The following is a 21674-nucleotide window of genomic DNA, read 5'->3' on the forward strand; positions in this document are numbered from 1 at the left end:
CGCGCACGGGGCGAGCACTACCCGGCGGGCCCTGCCCGCCCGGGCTGCTCGATCAGCGCTCGGGTCCGTTCCGTCTCGGGATGGCCGCTCCCCAGCAGTCGCTGCTGCCGCTCGTGCACGTCCAGCAGCAGGCTCCTCGCCTCGTCCCGTCGGCCCTGCCGGGCGATGACCCGGGCGAGCAGGACGGTCGAGTTCAGGGTCCCGAGGTAGGACGGGCCCATCAGGCGGGTCCTGATCCCGACGACGGAGGCGAGATCCCGCTCCGCCTCGTCGAGCCGTCCGTTCAACGCCCGGACCCAGGCGAGCCGTTCGACGGTGGCGAGGGTGTCGTGGTGCTCGTCTCCGAAGAGGCTGCGGCGCACCGCGAGCACCCTGCTCAGTTCGGCCTCGGCCTCCTCGGTCCGCCCCTGCTCGCCGATCGTCCAGCCGACCCGGTTGCGGCTGGCGAGGGCCGCCGGGTGGTCGGTGCCGAACACCGCTGCCCGGCCCGTGGCGGCCGTGCGGAACATCGCCTCGGCCTCGGGCCAGCGCCGGCGGTGGCCCTCGACCCGCCCCAGCTCGTGGTAGGTCGCGAGGGTGTCGAGATGGCGCTCGCCCAGGACCTCCCGCTGCGCCGCGAGTACCGCCCTGAGCAGCTCGTCGGCCTCCTCGTAGCGGCCGAGGCCGATCAGCACGGCGGCACGCACACACTCGGTCCGCAGGGCCTCCGGTGCGGCAGCCCCGAGAGCGGCCACCTGATCGGCGTGGAGCTGTCCCAACTCCCTTTCCGCGGCGACCCTGTCGTCCTGGAACACCCTGCACCGGGCCAGCCAGTAACGGACCTCGAGGACGTCGCGGTGATCCTCCGGCAGCGAGCGGACGGCGGCGAGCGTCGCAGTCGCGACCTCGACCCCCAAGGAGGCCGGCCCGCTCCACTCGCAGTAGTCGGTGAGGGTCGTCCCGCAGCGGGCGAGCAGCGCCAGCGCCTCGCCGTCGAGAGTCGGTGCGACGGTGTTGAGCAGGGCCCGGAAGTGCGGTGCGAGCAGGCGGAACCGCGGCCAGTCGGCGGGCCGGTCAGTGGCAAGCCGGTCGAGCGCCCCGGCGATCAGCGCCACGGCCACGGACGGCGTGGCGACCGCCGAGACCTCCCCGGCCCGTCGTTCGGTGTCCAGGTGCACCCGTGCGACATCGGCCACGACCGGGTGCAGCATCAGGTGACCGGTCGGCTCGCCGTCGGGTGCTGCCGGCGTCCGGTCGACCAGGCCGAGGCGGATCAGCGCCCGCATGCCCTGTTCCAGCCAGCCGATCCGGTCGGTGGCGGTGACGGCGTCCGGCGGTGCGAGCGTGCGGAGCAGCTCCGGATCCAGCAGGTCGTCGGGGAGCGCCGTCGCGGAACCGAGGCAGCCGAGCAGCCGCAGAAGGGTACGGGCCTGGGGCACGCCCGCGAGGTCGAGCGCGTCCAGCGAGGTCTCCCAGGTCCGCAGGACGGTGGCCCGGTCCGGGAGGTTCAGGTCCCGGTCCGGGGTCAGCAAGTCCACGGACCGGGAGGAGGTGTCGAGCGACCTCTGGTACTCAGCGAACCCGCGCGTCAGCGCGAAGTCCGAACCGAGGTAACGACCCGCCAGGTGCAGGGCGAGCGGCAGACCACCGAGCCGCTCCCCCAGGCTCTCCGCCTCCCGCTGGTCTCCGCCCTCCGGTGCGAGGTCGCGCAGGATCCGCCCGGCGTCGGCGGCGCCGAGCCGGTCGATCCGGCGGATCGTCGCGTCCCGGCCCCAGGTGGCCGCGTCCGCGTAGCGCGTGGTCACGACGACCATTCCGCTGCGCGGCTTCCTGAGCCAGCCCCGGCCGTCGGCCACCCGCGCCGCGCTGGTGTCGTGGGTGGACTCCCCCTGCGGACCGGCGGGCGCACCGGGGAGGGCGAGGTCCTGCGGCGTGTCGGCATTGTCGATGACCAGGAGCCAGCGGTGCCTGGTCCTCTCCAGTACGGCCCAGAGGGCGTCCGGTGCCTGCGGCGCTCCGGACGCGATGGCGTTCAGCTCGGCGGTCGACGCCCCGAGGGTCCGCGCGATGGTCAGCATCCCCGCGACCAGGCTGCCCGGCTCGGCGACGGAGACCCACCAGACGTGCCGACGGATTCCGCGTCGTCGCACCTGCTCGGCCACCGCGGCGGCCACCGTGGACTTGCCGATGCCGCCCATCCCCGTGAGCACCACGACCCGCCCCTCGGAGTGCCCCGCCATGGTGAGGAGTTCGTCGAGTTGGTCCTGGCGGCCCCGGAACTCGGCCGGCAGGCTGCGCACGGGCGGCAAGACCGGGACCGTCACGGGAAGATCCTGCGGATCCGGCTCCAACGGCCCACCGCCCAGGGCATGCTGACGCAGTTGCAGACGGATCTGCCAGCTCGCCAATCCCAACGCGACGCATCCGGCGAGCGTTCCCCCGGCCGTCCACAACAGTGCGGCGTCCATGGTCCGTCCGCTACCCAGCCGCCGCCCGCACCATGCCTGTCAGTTGAAGGCCTCCCAACGGGCATCGTGCGCCGCGCTCAGGAGCCGGGCGGCGGGGTGAGGCCGTAGCGGGAGATGACGTCCGGCAGCCAGTCGGGGCGGCCGAACCGCAGGCCGTAGCCGGCGGCGAGGCGGGGCAGGGCGTCCTCGGCGAGGGGTTGGCCGTCGGCGAGCAGCTCGGCCAGTTCGCGGAAGAAGTGCTCGAAGCCGGCCGGGCTGATGATCTCGATCATGCGGGCCGGGGCGGGGCCGGCGTTCCACATCGTGTGGAGTTCGCCGCGGGGTTTGGTGAGGTAGCCACCGGCCCCCAGGACCACCTCGCGGTCGCCGGAGCGGAAGCCGATCTCGCCCTCGGTGACGATGGAGTACTCGTCCTCGCGGGTGTGCAGGTGCGGCGGCACCAACGCCCCGACAGGGAAGGGGTGTTCGACGACGGAGACCGCTCCGCCGGTGTCGGCGCCCCAGAGCTTGAAGGCCACCCCGATCGAGCCGAGGAAGGCCTCCGTGCCCTCGCCCGGGCGGACGACGGTCAGCGGCGGCGGCACGCGCGCGGCGGACGGGGCGGGCGGGCTGATGAGCGGTCCGGTCATGACGATCACTTCCCGGCAGTATTTCGGGATACACTGGTGTTCTCTGAAAACGAGTCTCCTCCGCCGACTCCGGGGCGTCAACAGTTGAGCGAACAGCAGCGTTCACCGAAACCGCGTGGCTACGAGATGCGCAAACGCGCCGAGGACGTGGACCGCACCCGGCAGCGGATCGTGGAGGCCGCCGTGCACCTGCACGGCACCGCCGGCCCCGCCGCCACCAGCATCGCGGCCATCGCCGAGCGCGCCGGTGTGACCCGGCTGACCGTCTACCGCCACTTCCCCGACGACACGGCCCTGTTCACGGCCTGCTCCGCGCACTGGCTCGCCCGGCAGACCCTGCCCGACCCCGACGGCTGGGCCCGGATCGCCGACCCCGTCGAGCGCCTGGCCGTCGGACTCGCCGACCTCTACCGTCACTACCGCGAGGGCGAGGCGATGCTCGCCCTGGTCCACCGCGACCAGCACGTCGTGCCGCCGGCCGTCCGCGACCTGCGACTCGGCGCCTTCCGCCGCTACGTCGACACCCTCGCGGACGCCTGGCCCCGGCCGCACGACCCCGTCCGCACGGCCGTCATCGGCCACGCCGCCGCCTTCACCACCTGGCACTCCCTGTGCCGCGACCAGCAGCTCACCAACGAGCAGGCGGTCGACGTCATGACCGCCCTGGTGCGGACCGTCCACGCGACGCGCCCGTGACTCCCGGCCGCGGCCTCCCCGGCACTACCCCCGGTTGACGATCAGCGCCACGATGTCGCCCCGGCCGGAGAGCGTCGCCAACCGCGTGCTGTCCACGCCGACGATGCTGACCCGGGCCGCGACCACCGCCCGCACCACCGGGTTCACCGCACCACCGCGCCCCGCCACGCCCGCCGCACCGCCCGGCCCCGGCTCCGCCTCCTTCGCGGCGAAGCGCTTGGCGTCCAGGTACGGGTAGGTGTCGCCCGCCGTGCGGCGCTGCTGCAACTCGTCCTCGACCCTCCGGACGTCCCGGGCCGCGAGGAACTCGGCCTGGGTCATGCCCGCCCACACCGCGCGGCCGCCGGTGACGAAGAAGTGGTTGGGGGCGGCGCCGGGCACCAGCCCGGAGTTGTCGACCAGGTAGGTGCGGCCCGAGGTGACCGTCAGGCTCCGGCCGAACAGCGGGCCCCACTTCCCTTTGGAGCTCGCCAGCAGGGTCTCCAGCAGGCCGCCGACCTCCAGCGCCTCCGCCACGATCGTCGCGTCGTCGACGCTCGCGTGGAGCAGGCTGTTGACCCCTGCGGCGGTGGCGGCCGTGCCGCAGTGGCGGTAGGAGTGGCGCTGCAGGGACATGTCGAGCCGCAGCGGCGGCGTGGAGTCGATGTCGACGGTGACGACGTTGCCGTTGATCGCGGCAGTGGCCATGACGGTACCCCCATCACGAGCCGCGCCGGGTCCCCCCACCGGAACACTCGGCCGCGGCCTACCAGCTCTTCCACTGTCCCAGAGACACACCGCCCCGACACATCACCGAACCAGCCAACTACCCGCCCCCACAGCACCGTTGACGCACACCCCACCAGCGGCTCGGCACCTCACACTCCCCACGGGCCGCCGACAGGTGTGTATGGTCCGCAGGGAAGAGGGCAGGCTGACGGGACCCGATCGGAACGGGAGAAGGGCGGGGACGCGGATGGACGGCGGCGGTGTGTTCTGGTGGCTGGCCGGCGCGCTGGTGGTCGCCTGCATGGTGGTGGCGGCCGTGCTGCTGGTGAAACTGGTCCAGGCCCGCAAGGTCCTGACGGCCTCGGGGATCCCGATGTCGAACAAGGTCCTGTTCTGGGGGTCGATCGCTTATCTCGTCAGCCCCGTGGACCTGCTGCCCGACCCGATCCTGCTCGACGACATCGGCCTCCTGCTGCTGGCCCTGCGCTCCCTCCACCAGGCGGCACTCCGCCCAGGCCCGCACTCCCCGCCGGACGCCGACCGCGAGGCCGGCCGCGACGCCGCCTGACGACCTCGCATGACGACCTCGCACTCACCGCTCGCTACAGCTGCTCGATGTCAAGCCACTCCAGGTCGGTCAGTTCGACGCCCAGGCCCGCGGCGCGGTGGCCGCCGTCCTTGAAGTAGTGGTCGCCGAGGGCGTCGGCGAGGATCTGCTCCTGCTGGGCCTGGGTCGCCCCGGCGTCACGGGCGGCGTAGAGGCGGGCGGCGACCTCGCCGGGCATCAGCTGGGTGAGGGTGCGCGGGCGCGGGTCGTCGGTGGAGCCGGCGGAGGAGGTGAAGCCGAAGCGGGCCTGGAGGTGCAGCATGAACCCGCGCTTCTCCGCGTCGCGCCGCACCCGCTGACGCACCCTCGGCTGCCACTTCGCCCTCACCCGCTGCTCCACCTTGGCCGCCGCGGCCGGCTTGGGGGTGGAGGTGCCCTTGAGCCACCGCTGGACGGTGCGCTGGGAGACGCCGAGTTCGGCGGCCAGGGCCTTGGTGGAGCCCTTGTGCCCCTTGAGCAGGAACCGCAGCCGGGCGCCCAGGGACTGCGGGATCGGCCGGGTGCGCTCCACCCGCTCCAGGCCTTCGTCGATCTCCCCCACGCTGCGGCTCCTCCTCGTACGGATGGTGGTGGTGCCGGCGGGGCGTCGGACGGACGCCGGTCACCGGTTCGTCCTACTCGTCGGCGGAGACCGCTCCGCCGGTCTTGATGTGCCGGGCCGGGTTGACGCCGTCGGCGAGCAGCGCGGCGATCTCGGCCATGGGCCGGGTGCCCTCGTGCTTGACGTGCCCGGGGCTCACCCCGAGCCGCAGCGCGCCGCTGACGGCCCCGTCGGGCCGGGTGAGGACGTCGAGCGCACCCGGGCCCGGCGAGGCGAAGACCGCGCAGTCGGAGAGCACCGCGAAGGCGTGGCGGCCCTCGGCGGCGGCCTTGCGGAGCTTGCGGTGCAGGTTGACGGTGGCGGTGTCGATGACCAGGGCGCGCATCAACGGGTCCCAGGTGGGCCGCTCCAGCGCGGGCCAGCGCTCGCCGGGACGGTAGCCGTGGCCGCGCGGCCGTTCCCGGAACTTCCCGATGGTGCCCTTGGCCGTCTGCTTGACGGCGCTCAGCACGGCCAGTTCGACCGGGTCGCCGGCCGTCCGCAGGCCCGCCATGGCGTCGAGGAAGGCGACCGGGTCGGTGTCGGCCAGGTCGAGCGGGATGCCGAGCGCGGCCATGGTGTCCACGTAGGCCTGCCGCAGGTGCTTGTGCCAGGGGTCGAGGTAGGGGCCGGACTCGTGCCGCAGCCAGCCCTCGGCCGGCTGCACGGGGTGGCCGAGTTCGGCGGCGTAGGCGAGCTTGGCGGTGCTGTACCAGGCCGGACCGGTCGGGCAACTGCCGTCCGGGGTGAAGGGGTTGGGCAGCAGTGGGTCGACCGGGACCTGGGAGAGGTCGGCCAGCCAACTGCCCGGGATCCGCTTGTCGAAGGCCGGGGCGAGCTCGTGCACCGGCTCGGACAGCGGCAGGGTGAGACGGCCGGCCGCCGCGAGGAAGGCCATGTTGACGTCCAGTCCGACCGCGTACGGCAGGGCGCTCTCGGCCGGGGTGAGCGGCCGGTGCCAGTCCCAGGCCTCCGTCACCAACTCGCCGTTCCCGTCCCGCTCCTGAGCCAGCGGGTGGACGTCGGGCACCTCCGGCGGCGCGGCGTCGAAGGCGTGCGTCCGGGAGCCCTCCACCGGGCCGGAGGTCCAGCCGCTCTCGGTGCGCACCGCCCGCGTGGGCGGTCGCAGCGAGGTCACCAGCTCCAGACCGCTGACGGCCGTCGAACCGCGCGGCGTCAGCACCCGGGTGGCGTACGTGCCGAGCAGCCGGGCCAGGCCGGGGGCGTCCAGGCCGTCGGGGACGGACCAGCCGCCGGAGGCGAGGGCGCCCCAGGCCGGCACGCAGAGCTGGACGCACTGGCGACGGCCGTCCTCCGGCGTGCGGTAGATCCGGGCCCACGGGCCGAGACCGCGCTGGGTGAGCAGCCAGCCGGCCTTCTCCAGCGCCTTCACCGCCTTGTGGTTCTTGGGGAGTTGGCCCAGGCGCGGAACGAAGTCCTGCTTCTCGTCACGGCCGGCGCTGGGCAGGCCGAGCTCCGCGAGCGCGGTGTCGGTGAGGACCAGCAGCGGATCGCCGTCGCGGCCGTGCCGGTGCAGCCTCCCCTGCCCGAGTCCGGCCTCCAGCGCCCACTCGACGGCGGCGGCGGCCGTACGGGCGTCCGGCGCGGTCGCGGCCGGGGAACCGTCCGCGAGGTACGCCACCAGCCCCCGGCCGTCGGCGGCGACGTCGAGCACGGCGAGCGGGCCGGCCGGGAAGCGGGCCGCGGCCGCCCGCTCCCAGTCCGACTGCGCGGCCACGGACTTGGCGGGGGCCTTCCTGGGCGCGGCGGGTCGGGAGCGCACGGCCGTACGCGGGCGCGGCGCGGCGGGAGCCGAAGGCGCGGCAGCCGCGGCCTGCGGCACGCCGGTGGGGACGGCGACCTGCGCCGGAGCAGCCTCCTGCGGCGGAGCGGAGACCTGCACCGGAGCGGAGACGGCCGGGGTGCACCAGCCGCCCATGTGCACCGGACGGCCCTGCGCGCGGTACGGGGTCGGACGTCCGCACCGCACGCACGCCTGCGGCTCCGCGACCACCAGCTCCCCCGTGGCGGTCCGGTCCAGCTCCACCACGACCTCACCGGCCGCGGCCGGAGCCGGAGTTGCCGGAACGGGATCTGCCGGAGCGCCCGCGGTGACCGGCGCGGATGAGGGACCGGGCGGCGGCGGGGCGAGCCGGGCCGCCAAGCCCTCCAACAGCCGCGCGTACGCCGCGCGCCCCTCCCCCTGCGGTTCGCGCTGCCCGGACTCCCAGGCGGTGAGCGTCCCGGCGCTGACGTCCAGGGCCGCCGCGGTCTCCGCCTTGGTCAGCCCGTACTCGGTGCGCAGCCGCTTGCGCTCGGCCGGTTCGGGTAGCGGGACGGCCCGCCGGGGACCGGCGCCGAGCAACGCGTCGATCGCGTCCGGGGTCTGCTGCGGCGAGGCACCGGTCATGTCCGTCTCCTGATCCCTCTCTGACGCCGTCTCAGACCGCCCGGGACCGACCTCCCGAACGTCCTCCCACCTGCCCCGGCGCCTCGACCGGCGAGCGGGGTCAGGTACCAGACCCTAGCAAGCGATCTCCCTGCTCCCGACGATCTCGGTGCACCTCCGCCGTCAGGACGGACCTCCGGCGCCGAAGGGGTCGCCGGCCGCCGGGCGGGAACGACGGAGGGTCCCGGCCGTAGCGCTACGGCCGGGACCCTCGGGTGGTCTCAGATGGGTCGGGCTTCCGGCCTCAGTGGCCGGTCGGTACGACCAGCACCGCGCCGGGCCAGAGGTCGAGGTTGTTGCCGACGTTGGAGCCGGTGGCGGTCACCGAGGTGACGTTCGCGTAGTTGGAGGAGACGCCGCCGCCGTCGGCGCCGGAGCCCTGACCGATGGCGACGTTGCCGCTGCCGGACTGACCGGCGGCGTTGTCCGCGAAGGCGGTGGTGGGGAGAGCCGAGAGAGCGCATGCCGCAATGAAGGCGCCGAACGCCTTACCGAAGGTTCGCATGAGTCCGATCATGGCAAACGGGTCAGCGGAAAGTCACGCTCCGTAACTCGTTCAGCCGAACACCGAACCGTACGGCCCCCGAACCCACCCATTCGGCCGCACGCCGAGTGCCCTCTCCCCCACGGCGAACCGCCCGCCACCGCGCGGGCCGTGAGGGTCCGTCACCCGCACTGTCCCGCCGCGGCCTTGCAGGCCGGTTCGTGCCACGTGGTGCGCACGACGCGGCCGCTCCGCTCGCGGCGTTCGCTGGACCAGGTCCGGCAGCACCCGCCCCGGCCGGTGTGCCGTGGCGGCACCGGGGCGCGGTGGGCCTGCAGGCCGACGGCGGGGCGGGACGGGCGGCGGCGGGGGCGCGACCGGCGCCCTGCGGAGGCTGCGGAGGATGAGTTCGTCACGGAACGGGCTCTGCCCGCCACCGCCGCCCACCGAACCTCAACCCACCCGAAGGGAGGATCACACCCCCACCTCCGCCACTCGTCAGCGGAAGACGTGGAGGTTCTCGGCGAGGAAGGCCTCCAGGGTCCGGGGCTCCCGCCCGGTGACCCGCCGGAAGGTGTCGTCCGGCCGCTCCTCCCGGACCACCGCCAGCTGCTGGATCTCCACCACGTGGGTGGCCAACCACTCCGGCATCGCGGCCCGCTCGATCAGGTGAGCCCGCAGGCCGTCCGGCCCAAGGTCCACGTAGCGGACCGTCCGACCGAGCAACTCCCCCAGGAAATCCACGAGTTCGGGGTAGCTGTAGGCCCGGGGTCCGGTCAGCGGGTAGGTGCCGCCGGCCAGTTCGGGGCGGATGAGGGTCTCGGCGGCGAGCTCGCCGATGTCGCGGACGTCCACGTAGTTGCAGCGCGCCACGCCCATCGCGCCGGTCACCACGCCCGCCGCGGCGATGCCGGGCGCCAGGAGCAGCAGCTTCTGCAGGAAGGCGTACGGCCGCAGGACCGTGGTGGTGATGCCGGTCGCGCGCAGCCGCTCCTCGATGAGGTGGTGGCCGCGGGAGACCTCGACCGGCGAGTCCGCCTCGGCGGCCGGTGCGGAGATCTTGACGACGTGTCGGATCCCGCTGTCGAGGGCGGCCTCGACGGCGTTCAGCTCGTACCGCACCTGCTGCGGCCCGTTGGCCATGGTGAGGAAGAGCTGCTCGGCGCCCTTGAAGGCGGCCCGCAGCGAGTCCGGGTCGGCGGCGTCGGCGGCCAGCACCTCCGTGGTGGCGAGGACGGAGCCGTCCAGCGACGAAGCGAGTCCGTCGGGGGTCGCGGGTGAGGGAGCGGGTCGGCACGCCGCGGGCGGCGAGTGCGTGCAGCGTGGCGCTGCCGGTGGCGCCGGCTGCGCCCATGACGACGATCACGAGGGCTGCCCTTCGAGGAGCGGAGCCTGAGCAGGCTCGGCGGTGGCGGAAGCGGTAGCGGTAGCGGTAGCGGAATCAGTGGCGGCTGCGGCGGCAGCCCGCTGCGCGGCGCGGCTGCCGCGCCAGCGGAAGGTCGCGATGGTGCCGGCTATCGCGGACGAGATCGCGAAGTCGGCGGGCAGCCGGCCCGGCCACGGGCTGCCGTCGAGCGCGGGGATCAGCGGCAGCAGCTGGGAGGCGGCGAGGCCGACGGCCAGGCCGGCGGCGGCGCCGGCGAGGCCCGTGGCGAGGGCCGCGAGCAGCCGCGGGGTCCGCGGCGGGCGGGCCGGCACGGGGCGGCGGTGCAGGGCGACGGTGAGGGCGCCGGCCACCAGGGCGGAGGAGCCGCCGATGGTGGTGAGGGCGGCGGCCACCAACTGCGGCTGGCCGGAGGCGAAGCCGCCGGCGCTCGCCATCACGGCGGGCATGAGGTAGGCGGGCAGCACCTCCTTCCACAGGACGTACGGCGCCGGAGCGTCAGGAGTTCTCGTCCGCATGAACGGTCTCTTTCCATTGGTCGACGGGAGGCCCAAGACTTGTACTTAGGTCCCTAACTAATAGGGTCGAAGGAAGGCGGGCCGCCATGCGGCCCGCCTGAGCGGGAGTCAGTCTTCGGTGAGTGCGTCAACGCCCGCCACCACACGGGCCAGCAGGTCGAGGAAGGTGGCGCGCTCCTCCTCGGAGAGCCCGCCGACCATCGCCTGCATCCGGGCGAAGTGCTCCGGAGCCAGCGTGCGCAGCCGGTCGGCCCCGCGCGCGGTGAGGATCACCACGTTGCCGCGCCCGTCCTCCGCGGACGGGCGTCTGGCCACCAGGCCTTCCCGCTCCAGACCGTCGACCAGCCCGGTCACGGTCGCCCGGGAGACCCCGAGGCCGGCCGCGAGCTGGGACGGCGACTTCTCACCGCCGTGGTCCTCCAGGTCGGCGAGCAGCCGGTACCGGCCGGTGGAGAGGCCGAAGCGGCCGAAGTGCACCTCGCCCGCCTGGCTGACTCGGGTGCCGGCCGCCATCAGCCGGGCAGCGACGAGCACCGCCTGCGGGTCGGCCGCGAGGCCGTATCGGGAGATCTGGCGGCGCGCCTGATCGAGGCTCGGGGCGCCAGGGTCGAATGCGGACTGCGGGGTCACGAGAAGTAATATGGCGCCTAACCAGCTCCTCGGTCAAGGACTTCCGCGAAACGACCCGCCGTGTCGCGCGGGACCGCCCCGGACGGCTCAGCGCTTGCGGGCGACCGTCACCCCGTCGCGCAGCGGCAGCATGACCGCCTCCACCCGGGGGTCGGCCGCGACGAAGGCGTTGAGCTCGCGGATCGCGCGGTGGTCCGGCCCGTCGAAGGCCGGGTCGAGGACGCGGCCGCCGAGGAAGACGTTGTCCAGCACGATCAGGCCGCCCGGGCGCAGCCGGGGCACGAGCTCCTCGTAGTAGGCGGGGTAGCCGGCCTTGTCGGCGTCCACGAAGGCGAGGTCGAGCTCGGGCGCGTCGGGCAGGGCACGCAGGGTGTCCAGGGCGGGAGCGATCACCAGGTCGATCCGGTCCGCGACGCCGGCCCGCTCCCAGTGGCGGCGGGCGATCGATCCCCACTCCTCGTTGACGTCGCAGGCCAGCAGACGGCCCCCGTCGGCCAGGCCGCGGGCGATGCAGAGCGAGGAGTACCCGGTGAAGACTCCGACCTCGACGGCGCGGCGGGCTCCGACCAGCCGGGTCAACAGGGTCAGGAACGCGCCCTCGTCGTGCGAGACCTGCATCCGGGCGGCCCCGCCGGTGAGGGCGCGGGTCTCGGCCTCCAGCTCGCGCAGCACCTGGTCGGCGGGGGTGCAGTGGGCCAGCACGTACTCGGCGGCGACCGGGTGGGTGGTCTCCAGGCTGTCCCCGCCGTACGGGGCGCCCCACTCCACCGCCGGCCCGTCGGCCGACAGGCGGGTGACGGTGCGTCGGATCTCCTCCAGGGAGGCGGAGTCCGGCGCGGTGGCGGTCAGTTCGAGGCCGTCCGCCGTGGCGGTGACGGTGCAGACGCCACCGGCCAGGGCCAGGCGGCCGTCGGGCCCCAGGGGCAGGGCGGCCCGCAGGAGGTCGGCGCGGTCGGTGGCGATGCGGGCGGTGGAGATGGGCATGCGGTTCCCCCCGTTGAAAGTGTCGACGGATACGGACGCTTCCGGTCGAGCAGGAGTCTGGGGCGCGAGGGGCCCGATTGTCAAAGCGTCGAATTCCATGGACACTTTCCGCATGGAACCCCCCGAGGACGACGAGCCGCTGACGCTCGACTCCCCCGCGCACTTCAAGGCCCTCGGCCACCCCGTCCGCCACAAGATGGTCAACGCGCTGCGCCAGCGCCCGGCCACCCTGCGGCAGTTGGCGGAGGCCACCGGCCTGGCCAAGGGCACCGTCAGCCACCACGTCCGGGTGCTCCAGGACGCCGGGCTGGTCCGGGTCGCCGAGACCCGGCAGGTGCGGGGCGGCACCGAGCAGTACTTCGCGCTGGTCAGCCGGGGCTTCCGACTGCCGGAGGAGGAGGGCGGCGGGGCCCGATTCCTGGTGGAGGCCGCGCTCGCCGAGATGCTGCCCGAGCGGGACGACACCACCCACACCCGCCTCAGCCACCTCTGGCTCACCCCCGAGCAGGCCCGCGAACTCGCCCGCTCCATCGAGACCCGGGCCGCCCACCCCGGCCAGGATCCCGAGCACGGCGAGGCCTTCGGCCTGCTCGTCAGCCTCTACCGGGCGGACGTCCCGCGCCTCCCCGCCGACGGCGCCTGACGGACCACCGACAGAAATCCGGCTCGCGGATGCAACCGAACCACCCGCCCGGAACGTACTGGGTGTGGACCCGTCCGAGCAGCGGGCCGTTCACCGTCCTGGGAGCCCTCCTTGAAGAACCGTCACCTCACCGCCACCACCGCCCTGGCCTGCGCGGTCCTCGCGCTCAGCGCCTGCAGTTCCACCGGGAGCCCGGTGGCGGCCGGTGACACCAAGGCCTCCCCCACGGCCTCCGGCTCCGCTCCCTCGGCGGCCACGGGCGGCGGCGCGTCGCCGACCGTCCCCGCTCCGACCTCAACCACGCCCACCTCGACCGGCCGGCCCGACGCCCCGTCCTGCGGCGGCTCCGAGAAGGAGACCGACGTCACCGGCGTGCTGACCGGACTGGACAAGAGCGCCTCCCCCCGCTGGTCCGGCGTCATCAAGCTGACCAACGTCTCCGCCAAGCCGTGCAAGCTCTACGGCCCGGCCGACGTGCGCACCGACGGGGCCGGCACCTTCCACAAGCTGGTCACCGGCGTGATCGGCGACGTCAAGTTCGTCACCGACCGGGCGAACGCGACCGTCATCGGCCCGGGCGAAAGCCTCTACCAGGCCGTCAGCTGGCTCTCCTCCCCGCCCAGCGCCCCCCAACGCGGAGTGCGCCACCGGCAACCAGCTGGTCCTGGTCCGCAACGAGGAGGCCCTCTTCATCTCCGTCCCGGTCAAGGACGCCCGCTTCTGCCCGTCCAAGGAGACCGGCTCCCCGCAGGTCATGATCGGTGCCCAGCTGGCGGTCGAGGCCCAGGCGAAGGGCCAGCTGGAGGTCTTCGCCACCAAGCGCTGACCCGCCGCCAGCCCTCCGTCCGCCCGGGCCGCCACGGCCGGTGCGCCACCCACCACGCCGCCCAGGGGACCCTCATCCTCGCCGAGGACCGCCTCGCCACCCAGTGGCCGCAGCCCCTCGGATGGAGGCGGGCCGCGTATCACCTGCACTGCATCACAGTCCCGGTCGACCGCTGGCTCCGGCCGCCGTGGGTCGGCGTCCTCGGCACCCGCCCGAACGACACCATCGACCCGTGGCCCTACCTCGACCGGCTGCCGTTCACCACCGTCGCCTGGGCTCTCGGCCTCACCAACCGTTGTGCCGATCCGTCCTGAGAACCGGGCTGACCGCCTCCGGGAGGTCGACCGCCGGCCGGCGCCGCCCAGGCCATCGCCGACCAACTGTGACCGCCACCCGGTCCTACTGGGTGGCGGTCACAGTCAGTCGGTCAGGGGTTGGACGGTAGGACGAAGCCGCGCCGAGGCCCGACCCGCCGGACATGTACCGTCGCGTCGGTGATCTCCCGCCGGGTCGCCGGGTCCGCGCCGTCGAACACCCGCCACTCGCCCTCCGGATGGTCAGGGTCCAAGGGCCCGGCCACCCCTCGAAGGGCCCTGGCGTCGCAGTTCGCTCGCTGCCCGCTCGGCTTCGTCCTCGTTCATCGGCCCCGCCTCCCGTGTTGATGGAGTCTCAGGCTAGCGGGGCTCACATGCCTTGGGTCGCACCGCTGCCACCACCCTCACCTCCGCCGCCGGAGCAGTGCGAGGCGCACGCGCCGGGGTTGATCGGACCGCCACCCGCCCGGCACCGGCGTGTGCGAGCACTGCGCAGCGGCGACGGCGACGAGGTCCCGCGTCGGGCTGAGCCACAGCTCACGGTCGGCGGTGTAGCCGGCCTCCTCGATCAGGGCGACGGTCCGCAGCAGGACACCCTCGTCGTGCCGGTAGGGGTCTGGCCGCTCCGGGTAGTGGTGGACGAACCCGCCGAGCCTGCCGCAGAGTTCGGCGTACGTGCTGGTGTGGAGGATCAGCGCGTGCCAGCCCTCGTCCACGACGTTGGACGGCGTGATCGGCACCTTCGGGAAGGTGCGGGCGGTGGCGACGAACTTGAGCGCGTCGGTGACGATGCGCTCCGCCAGCTCCTGCGCCATGCCGGGGTTGTTGTCCTGCACGGTGTGGACGACCAGGTCGAACTGGTCGGGGGTGAGCAGCATTCGGACGTCGATCGTTTCGGACATACTGATGTCTCCTCGCATCATGTCGATTCCGGGGCACCGTCCAGTGCCTCGGGTCGTGCGGTGGAGCCTCGCCCGTCTCGACTAGCGGACCTGCCAGGGTTGTGGCTGGCCGAGACGGGCGTTGTGCAGCCCGGCAGTAGAACTCGACATCTCCTGCCGGGAGTTCAAGGGGGTGCTCAGCGGGTGAGGGCGCCGAGCAGAACGGCCGTGCCGACGAGCGCGAGCAGGACCCAGTACAGGGCCTCACGCCGCCGCCGGGCGAACCGATCGTCGTCGGTCACGGCCGTTCGCCTCGCAGGGGGCACGGGCCGGGGCACTCGCACGGCGGGTACTCGCGAAGACCTGCAGCGAGGTCACCGTCGTAGCGCTGCCGGGGTGCCCGCTCGGCTGCCGTGCCGTCAGGGCGGCGGTCGTAGACGCGGATCGAGATCCACGAGGCGTCGTTCGGTGCGGTCATGCTGACCGCCGGGGCTGGCTGATCCGGGTCCGGAGGGCCGCGTGCCGTTGCCAGACGACGGCCATCGCCGCTTCGATCCTCACCGCAACCTCGGCCGCGGTAGCCCGTTCTGCCGGATCACAGTCGTGCCGCCGGGCGTCGGCGATCTTCGACGGGTCCATCAGGATCGGCGCGTCTGGGGCGGCTTGCTGGCGTTCGATGCTGTCGAGCCAGACGCAGGCGAGGCAGCCGGGCGGGGCGGGGGCCGGCGGTCTCGGCGGAGGGACCGCCGTCACTGGTCGCTCCCGGATCCCTTGGCCATCGGGTCGGTGCAGCGCATCCGACCCCGCGCCTGCCAGCCGTTGCGGTAGTCGGTGGCGAAGGTTTCGAAGTCGGCGGAGCCGACCCGCTGGTCGTAGCCGGGGATCGCCGTCCGTCGGTCCGGGATCGTCCACTGCTTGGTCATGCTGCACCCATTCGTCCGGCGGGCTTCGGCCTGCAGCCTTGCCCGTTGGCTCGTTCTGGGTATCAGCATCGGCACGCAGCGCTACGATCACCAGGTGTGACGGCCCGACACCTCGAACTGTCGGGTCCCGCCTGGAGGGGCATCCTCCACCACCGCCACGGCGCTGTCTGTCCGACAACCAACACTGTCGGACCACCGGAGGGGACCGATGGGAAGCCCGAAACCAGTCGATCCCGCGTCGACCCCGCTGGCGTTCGTCGCGAACGAGATCCGCGCCTACCGTGACCGGGCCGGCCTGAGCCAGGACCAGGTCGGCGAACTCCTCGGCTACACCGCCGACACGATCGGCCTCGTCGAACGAGCGCGGCGGGCACCGAAGAAGGAACTCCTCGACCGACTCGACCAGGTCCTCAACGCACATGGCGGGCTGTCCCGGCTGTGGCCATTGGTCCAGCAGGCGTTCCACGAGCCTTACCTGCTCGACTACACCGAGCACGAGAAGCGGGCCGAGGACATTCGCAGCCTCGAAATTCAGTTGGTCAGCGGTCTCCTGCAGACGGAGGCGTACGCCCGCGAGGTCATCTGGGAGGCGCAAGTACCGAACCCCGAGGAGAAGTTGGCACTGCGGCTCCAGCGGCAGGAGCGCCTGCGCGCGGCTGACGCGCCGACCTGCTGGTTCATCGTCGACGAGTTCGTGTTGCGGCGTCAGATCGGCGGGCCAGCGGTGATGCGGGAGCAGCTGGAGTTCCTGATCGACGCGAAGGCGGAACTCGATGTGGAGATCCAGGTACTTCCCCGGGAGATCGGTGCTCACCAGGGGATGGGTGGAGTCCTCACGATCCTAGCGTTCTCGGAGAGCCCGGGTGTGGTGTACGTGGAGAATCCCACGACGGGACGATACTCGCGTCTCCCGACTTCTTCCGGAAAGCCGTACGTCTCTACGATCACTTGCGGACCGTGGCGTTGACGGTGCCTCAGTCGCGGGAGCGAATTGCCTCGATCTTGAAGGAGACGAAAGCATGAGGATCATGAAGGCGAGCGGTTCGCCTCCAGGGCTGCTTTGTGGTTGTTCTACCCTTACACCTCGGTCACCTTTTTTTTTTTTTGAACGAAGCAGCCACAGCAACATCCAAAGTGTTAGATGGACAACCACAAGCATGCGGGCCTGGCAAGTGCGGATCCTCAGAGAGAGTCGTCGACGAGCTCACCCTCGCCCCACACCATCCTCGCCCAAGGCAATTACCGACCCCGTCCGATGAACAGACAAAGGACCCCGACGGGCCACAGCCTTTTTATTTTTTCTTTAACACGGTCCACCTTTTTCCCGGGGGGAACGGCGCGAGCTGAGCAGAGTCGAGATATCACCCAACCTTCAGCCGCACGCTTCGACAGTGTTACCAGATATGCCACAACGAAGCACCGAAGACACAGGGGCCACCACGGAAATAGCCACGGTGAGAAGGCCTCGGCGTTCGGCAGCACGCCGCCGGAAGCTGACGTTGGGTCCATCACAGACGCGCGGTCCCTAACTAGGCCTAGCGGGTTCCCGTCACGCGAATCCACCTCCTCAGACACTCGGACACCTCCGTTAAGGGCGACCGCACCCGCTACACGGCAGCTAGGACCACCCAGTACTGAGTTGAGGCACCTCGCTAGTAGTACTATCACCTGAAACTAAGAGATATCTAAATTAGCGACCACACATCTTCGCACAACCGGCTGGCCGCGAACACAACTCACACCATCAAGCAGTCTGTCACGATGACGGAGGAGAAACAGGTCGCTATCCAGCAGAAGAAAGAAATACAGGACACCCAAGCAAACTAGTGGTCCTGAACAAGGCACACAACCGAAGACTCAATGCAGCTACGAATACGATAATCTAGAAAGCAAGAACAAGGTAGATGTGGCGTAAAGCACGTAAAACGGAACCGAACACAAGGGTGTAGTAATCTTGTGACATTGCCCCCCGAACGACAGAGCTTCATAAAGTCATCCAGCTCAATGGTGCCGCAGGCATACGAAGCTTCCGCGGCCTTCCGGACCATGACGGCCCACCTCTGAGCTCCGCCAACTTGTATTCTTTCGGTTCGAGGTTGGCGGGGGAAGTCCGATGTTGGACAGAAGTCTTCGAAGTCGCGAGGGAAGAAGAAACACAAGAAGGTCACGTTCGAGGGCTCCTGTCACGAGGGCTGCGGTCATTAGAAGACCATATTCATCCCCTTGGGTGGGACATTAGTGTTGAAGATATAGTAGCTGCCGGGCCTGCTGAATCGTATGAACAGCCCGGCTGGATCGACCGGGACTAACGCACGCTCACCTGCTGGGGTTGTTCCCACGTTGGTCCACAGAAGAACCCTAAGAAACCTGGTGACGGAGACACGATCCGGTGACACCGACCCAAGCAGGGATGGTTAGGCCGGCGACGCCACACGGGGGACCGCGCACGGATGATGTGGCTAGAGCCGCCGACTCGGGTTGTCGTCCGCGAACTCGGAGAGCGTAGCGTCCCGGGCTCAAACTTGCACAGCCCTGCCGTCGAAGGCCGTCCCGGGCCTCACCACGCGACCACACCGGACGCGTTAACCACAGAGTGGCGAGCAAAGGCCAGGTGTGGCGGCCCAAAGACGACCACGCGTCCCTCCTGGACGAAGCTCGGCTCGCGGCGGCCAAGCTGGACTGGTCCAGCTGCGCGGTCGATACTCAGTGACTACATGAGGGCCCTGAAAAGGCTGGAAACAAGACAAGGTCCCCGAATCCGTGTCGATCGGGGCAAGACGGGTCGAAGATCCACCCTGCTCACCGAAAAAAACGTACCGGTTCGGATAACCCTAACTCGCTCGACGGTGCTACTCCGGAGACCAACAATGCACGACAAGCCCAGGCCACACTAACAGATACCTCCTTTGCGGAACCGCACCATCCCGAACGATTCCGACATCACGAGTACGACGGGACCCGCGGGCGCACCACTACGCCGTCCGGAAAAACCTGCACGGCGACAAAGGCTAACAGACCACCGATATCATCCGGTCCTACCTGCGACGACGGACAGATCCCAAGCACCGATCGCCAGCGGGGCGTCGAGTCCTCTCAGCGCCTCGGCCGCCACACCGTTAGGAGTGAATAGAGCGCACCGTCGCCTGGCTCGGCGGCTTCGCGACACTACACCGCACCAGAGCAAAGAAGACGAAACGCAAGGCCGGACAACTTCGCCGCTTCGCCAGCATCGCACCGCCAGCCCGTAATTGCACCCGACGGCTCATCCAAACGAGATGACTTCTTATCCGTCCGGAGCCCCGCCATGATGGCACATAACATCAGAAATCCACTTGCAGTGGAAGCAGTCTCCCAGTGAGAGAAACCGCCACGAAAGCAAAAACCCGAGGAAAGCAACGCAACGAGGACTAAACTGCACACGGACAGAGGGCGGCGAAACGTGGCCTTGTTGCGCAAAGTGACACGCCTTGCACCCGGACACCACTCACCCCACCCAAGCTCAACCCGACCTACCGGCCAAGCAAGCAAGTCTCGACTGACAAAGGCGGACCAGCAGGAACGAACTCACCCCGGACACGAGCGCCTGGGGGCCCCGCGGACCGAAACTCCACGGCCCCGCCCCAACCTGCGGACATCCACACAGCCGTCCTCTTGAACACACCCACGAGGCGGACAAGCGGCAACGGCGCTGCACCGACACCCGCTATAAGGCACACAGAACAATCGGGATGACTAGTCCACGCGAACTGCCCACGACGAAAACAAAACCGATAGGGGGCCCAGCCCGGCTCTGTCGCGTGACGCGAGGTGAAACAGTGACGACAGGCCAACCCAGCGATTTGCACCGTCCCACATATCAGGACCGGCTCAACGGCAGACCCCATACTGACATTGCCCCTAACTGACCGCCTCAGGGTTTCGCTCAATCCCTTCCAACACGCGCACGGGCGTCACGCCACATAAGCGTGGATCACCGAGGGGTGGGATCACTCCACCGGGAGCCCCGGAGGGTGCACGTGAACCGCATGCAGCACGACAGTCAGGGACCCCGCCACTGCGCCGGATCGCACAGTGCAACCGTCAGAAACACCACACGGAGCTGGCCCCTCCATCACACCGCTATCCCCGCCCCACTCGGCGGCCATCGAACCACACGCACCTCCCGACTTGTCGCAGCAATGCGTGAGGCAACGGTCTACCTACTGGATCCCGCGCCAAGGCCGCACCCCGGTAGCTGCCGGGATTTCTCCCGCGCACCATGCACAGCCTGCACCACCGACCGCGCCCCTCGGCGCCGCCGCATCCACTACCCGGCGCCGCACCTGTCGAACTCGTCCGACACTGACGACCTGTTTGCAGCACACCAGCTGTACACCCTCACGAACGGGGCACCTGTGGCCCCCCCCCCCACTGCCGTACGCCGTCGGCGTAGGACGCGACCCGGTGCTAGCTTCGGCACGCCGACCGGAGCGGGCGGCGGGGGCGGAGAACGGCCGCCGCGCTGCTGCCGGTGCTAAAGCCGCGACGCTTCATCGGGGCACCCTGCCCAGGGCGCCAGTGAAGCCGACCTGAGGTTTCCTACACAGCTTTGAAGGACGGGAACACGCTCCTGCGATGGTGCTGACGACCCCAACCCCACCATCGCCGCACGAGCCCGTCCCGTGTAGACGGCCGTGCTCACCCGGATCTAACTACCCCCGGAGCTGCTGGGGCTGTCGCCGCCGCCTACCCGGCAACTGGTTAGACGACCTATGCTCGACACACGGCCAGAAACGTGGGCGTTCCGGCACGAGGTGCGGGACTTGCGGCGTGGCCGGGGTGCACGCTTGGTCGGCGGACAGCAGCGGGTGGCGGTGATCCGGCAACGTCAACGCCCTGCCCTACTGCCGGGCGCGCGCGCGGCGGCCTGCGGGGCACGCCCTCTGCAACCGCCTTCGGAGACCGCCGACCACATCGTCTCAACGTCCCGCCGACAACGACACCGCAGTCCGCCTATACGACGCCCTCGACTTCACCGTGGTGACCACTTCACCGAGGCGCTCTTCACCCACCCCGCTGCACTCCGACTGAAGCGACGAGGACTACTCGAGCACCGGGTCGCTGCCACCCCGGGTGCCAACACAAGAGGCAAGAAGCGCAGCAGCCCGACCGGCCGTCAGGCGGGTGGCGCGCACGGGCGACCGTGGCGGTGCAGGGCCTGCACGGCGTAGGTGGAGCAGCTCCGGGTGTACGGGCAGTAGGCGGCGACGGCCAGGGCTTGATCGGGTGCGGTAGTGATCCACCGAGCCGTGTGCAGGAAGGCGGGAGGGCGCGGCCGCCGGGAGCCGAGGCGACCGGCGGTGGGCGGTGAGCAACCGGCCCGCAGGCCGGAGGTGAAAACACCACCGGGACATAAGCCCGATCAAGACAGGGGTCGGTGCAGCCGTCCGGCGCAGTCGAGGGCGTCGCAGCAGTCGTTGTCCTTGTCCCTTCTGCGTTCTTCTGCTGGGTCCTTGTAAGCGCTCCCAGGCCGGCGCCCGCTCGCGCCTGGCGCGCCGCTCGTCGCTCGGCAAGACACACCCCGCCCGCTCCAGGAGCGGTGGCCGGGGCGCGGGTGGGTACACGGGGCCCATGGGGGACCGCCTCTCATCATCGGGTGACACGTCTGCCGGGACATCCTGCCGTTACCGCCCCGCCCCGGTCGACGGGGCATACTAGGCTGATCACCTGACGGCCCGTCGAACCGCCTTGCTGCCGGAGAGTCCAACCGTGTACGCAAGCAGTACGAGCTCACCCTGCCCGCCGACTACGACATGGGGATCATCCGCAAGCGGGTGGCCGTCGGGCGGGACTCCCTCGACGACCGGGCCGGTCTGGGCTGATGAAGGCGTACCTGATCCGCGAGCGCGCGCGAGCAGGGATCACTGGCTGAACAGTACGCCCCGTTATACTGTGGAACGACACCGGGAGATGGCAGTTCCTGGTCGGTGGC

General features: G+C 71.0%; 17 protein-coding genes and 1 pseudogene. 6 read left to right on the forward strand and 12 right to left on the reverse strand.

All coding sequences use genetic code 11. The annotated features are described in order from the left end of the window. Window positions 1-17: 17 nt before the first annotated feature. The gene (locus tag ABD946_RS17590; RefSeq protein ID WP_345284625.1) at window positions 18-2303 is read right to left on the reverse strand and encodes a tetratricopeptide repeat protein; all 2286 of its coding nucleotides are present in this window, start codon (window positions 2301-2303) and stop codon (window positions 18-20) included. 221 nt (window positions 2304-2524) lie between these two features. Then, a complete protein-coding gene (locus tag ABD946_RS17595) occupies window positions 2525-3076 on the reverse strand; it encodes a cupin domain-containing protein (protein ID WP_345284627.1) in 552 nt (183 codons plus the stop codon). Window positions 3077-3202: 126 nt separating this feature from the next. Between ABD946_RS17595 and ABD946_RS17600 the strand changes: the two genes are divergently transcribed. Beyond that, window positions 3203-3772 (forward strand): TetR/AcrR family transcriptional regulator, encoded by a 570-nt coding sequence (locus ABD946_RS17600; protein ID WP_345284629.1) that lies wholly within the window; start codon window positions 3203-3205, stop codon window positions 3770-3772. A gap of 24 nt (window positions 3773-3796) precedes the next feature. Here ABD946_RS17600 and ABD946_RS17605 read toward each other — a convergent pair whose 3' ends face one another. Next, window positions 3797-4459 carry a hypothetical protein gene (locus tag ABD946_RS17605; RefSeq protein ID WP_345284631.1) on the reverse strand — a complete coding sequence of 221 codons (663 nt, stop codon included), beginning with the start codon at window positions 4457-4459 and terminating at the stop codon, window positions 3797-3799. A 268-nt stretch (window positions 4460-4727) separates the two neighbouring features. Between ABD946_RS17605 and ABD946_RS17610 the strand changes: the two genes are divergently transcribed. Beyond that, on the forward strand, window positions 4728-5048 hold the full coding sequence (locus tag ABD946_RS17610) for a DUF1232 domain-containing protein (RefSeq protein ID WP_345284633.1): 321 nt from the start codon (window positions 4728-4730) through the stop codon (window positions 5046-5048). A gap of 34 nt (window positions 5049-5082) precedes the next feature. Here the strand turns inward: ABD946_RS17610 and tpg are convergent, their stop codons facing one another. From tpg to ABD946_RS17645, 7 genes are all read right to left on the reverse strand, one after another. Further along, on the reverse strand, window positions 5083-5628 hold the full coding sequence (gene tpg / locus ABD946_RS17615; protein ID WP_345284635.1) for a telomere-protecting terminal protein Tpg: 546 nt from the start codon (window positions 5626-5628) through the stop codon (window positions 5083-5085). A 73-nt stretch (window positions 5629-5701) separates the two neighbouring features. Beyond that, window positions 5702-8077: a telomere-associated protein Tap gene (gene tap, locus ABD946_RS17620; protein WP_345284637.1), complete on the reverse strand. Its 2376-nt coding sequence runs from the start codon at window positions 8075-8077 to the stop codon at window positions 5702-5704. A 283-nt stretch (window positions 8078-8360) separates the two neighbouring features. Further along, entirely contained in the window at window positions 8361-8621 is a 261-nt protein-coding gene (locus ABD946_RS17625) for a hypothetical protein (RefSeq protein ID WP_345284639.1), read from the reverse strand. Window positions 8622-9098: 477 nt separating this feature from the next. Further along, window positions 9099-9818, reverse strand: a complete 720-nt coding sequence (locus tag ABD946_RS17630; RefSeq protein WP_345284641.1) for an NmrA family NAD(P)-binding protein — start codon at window positions 9816-9818, stop codon at window positions 9099-9101. 144 nt (window positions 9819-9962) lie between these two features. Continuing rightward, window positions 9963-10502, reverse strand: a complete 540-nt coding sequence (locus ABD946_RS17635; RefSeq protein ID WP_345284643.1) for a hypothetical protein — start codon at window positions 10500-10502, stop codon at window positions 9963-9965. A gap of 108 nt (window positions 10503-10610) precedes the next feature. Continuing rightward, a complete protein-coding gene (locus ABD946_RS17640; protein WP_345284645.1) occupies window positions 10611-11132 on the reverse strand; it encodes a MarR family winged helix-turn-helix transcriptional regulator in 522 nt (173 codons plus the stop codon). Window positions 11133-11219: 87 nt separating this feature from the next. Next, window positions 11220-11867, reverse strand: a complete 648-nt coding sequence (locus ABD946_RS17645; RefSeq protein WP_380150236.1) for an O-methyltransferase — start codon at window positions 11865-11867, stop codon at window positions 11220-11222. 361 nt (window positions 11868-12228) lie between these two features. On the opposite strand from ABD946_RS17645, the gene ABD946_RS17650 reads away from it, so the two are divergent. Beyond that, the gene (locus ABD946_RS17650) at window positions 12229-12759 is read left to right on the forward strand and encodes an ArsR/SmtB family transcription factor (protein ID WP_345284649.1); all 531 of its coding nucleotides are present in this window, start codon (window positions 12229-12231) and stop codon (window positions 12757-12759) included. 111 nt (window positions 12760-12870) lie between these two features. After that, window positions 12871-13899: a hypothetical protein gene (locus tag ABD946_RS17655; protein WP_345284651.1), complete on the forward strand. Its 1029-nt coding sequence runs from the start codon at window positions 12871-12873 to the stop codon at window positions 13897-13899. A 404-nt stretch (window positions 13900-14303) separates the two neighbouring features. Here ABD946_RS17655 and ABD946_RS17660 read toward each other — a convergent pair whose 3' ends face one another. Together ABD946_RS17660 and ABD946_RS17665 are read right to left on the reverse strand one after the other, a co-directional pair. Beyond that, window positions 14304-14801, reverse strand: a complete 498-nt coding sequence (locus ABD946_RS17660; RefSeq protein WP_345284653.1) for a glycine-rich domain-containing protein — start codon at window positions 14799-14801, stop codon at window positions 14304-14306. A gap of 728 nt (window positions 14802-15529) precedes the next feature. Beyond that, window positions 15530-15703 (reverse strand): hypothetical protein, encoded by a 174-nt coding sequence (locus ABD946_RS17665; protein WP_345284655.1) that lies wholly within the window; start codon window positions 15701-15703, stop codon window positions 15530-15532. Window positions 15704-15911: 208 nt separating this feature from the next. On the opposite strand from ABD946_RS17665, the gene ABD946_RS17670 reads away from it, so the two are divergent. Both ABD946_RS17670 and ABD946_RS17675 read left to right on the forward strand, forming a co-directional pair. Then, entirely contained in the window at window positions 15912-16670 is a 759-nt protein-coding gene (locus ABD946_RS17670; RefSeq protein ID WP_345284657.1) for a helix-turn-helix domain-containing protein, read from the forward strand. 4825 nt (window positions 16671-21495) lie between these two features. Beyond that, a pseudogene (locus tag ABD946_RS17675) lies at window positions 21496-21674 on the forward strand (DUF4865 family protein); the annotation flags it as partial.

The sequence above is a fragment of the Kitasatospora albolonga genome (assembly GCF_039535905.1).
GTDB lineage: Bacteria > Actinomycetota > Actinomycetes > Streptomycetales > Streptomycetaceae > Kitasatospora > Kitasatospora albolonga.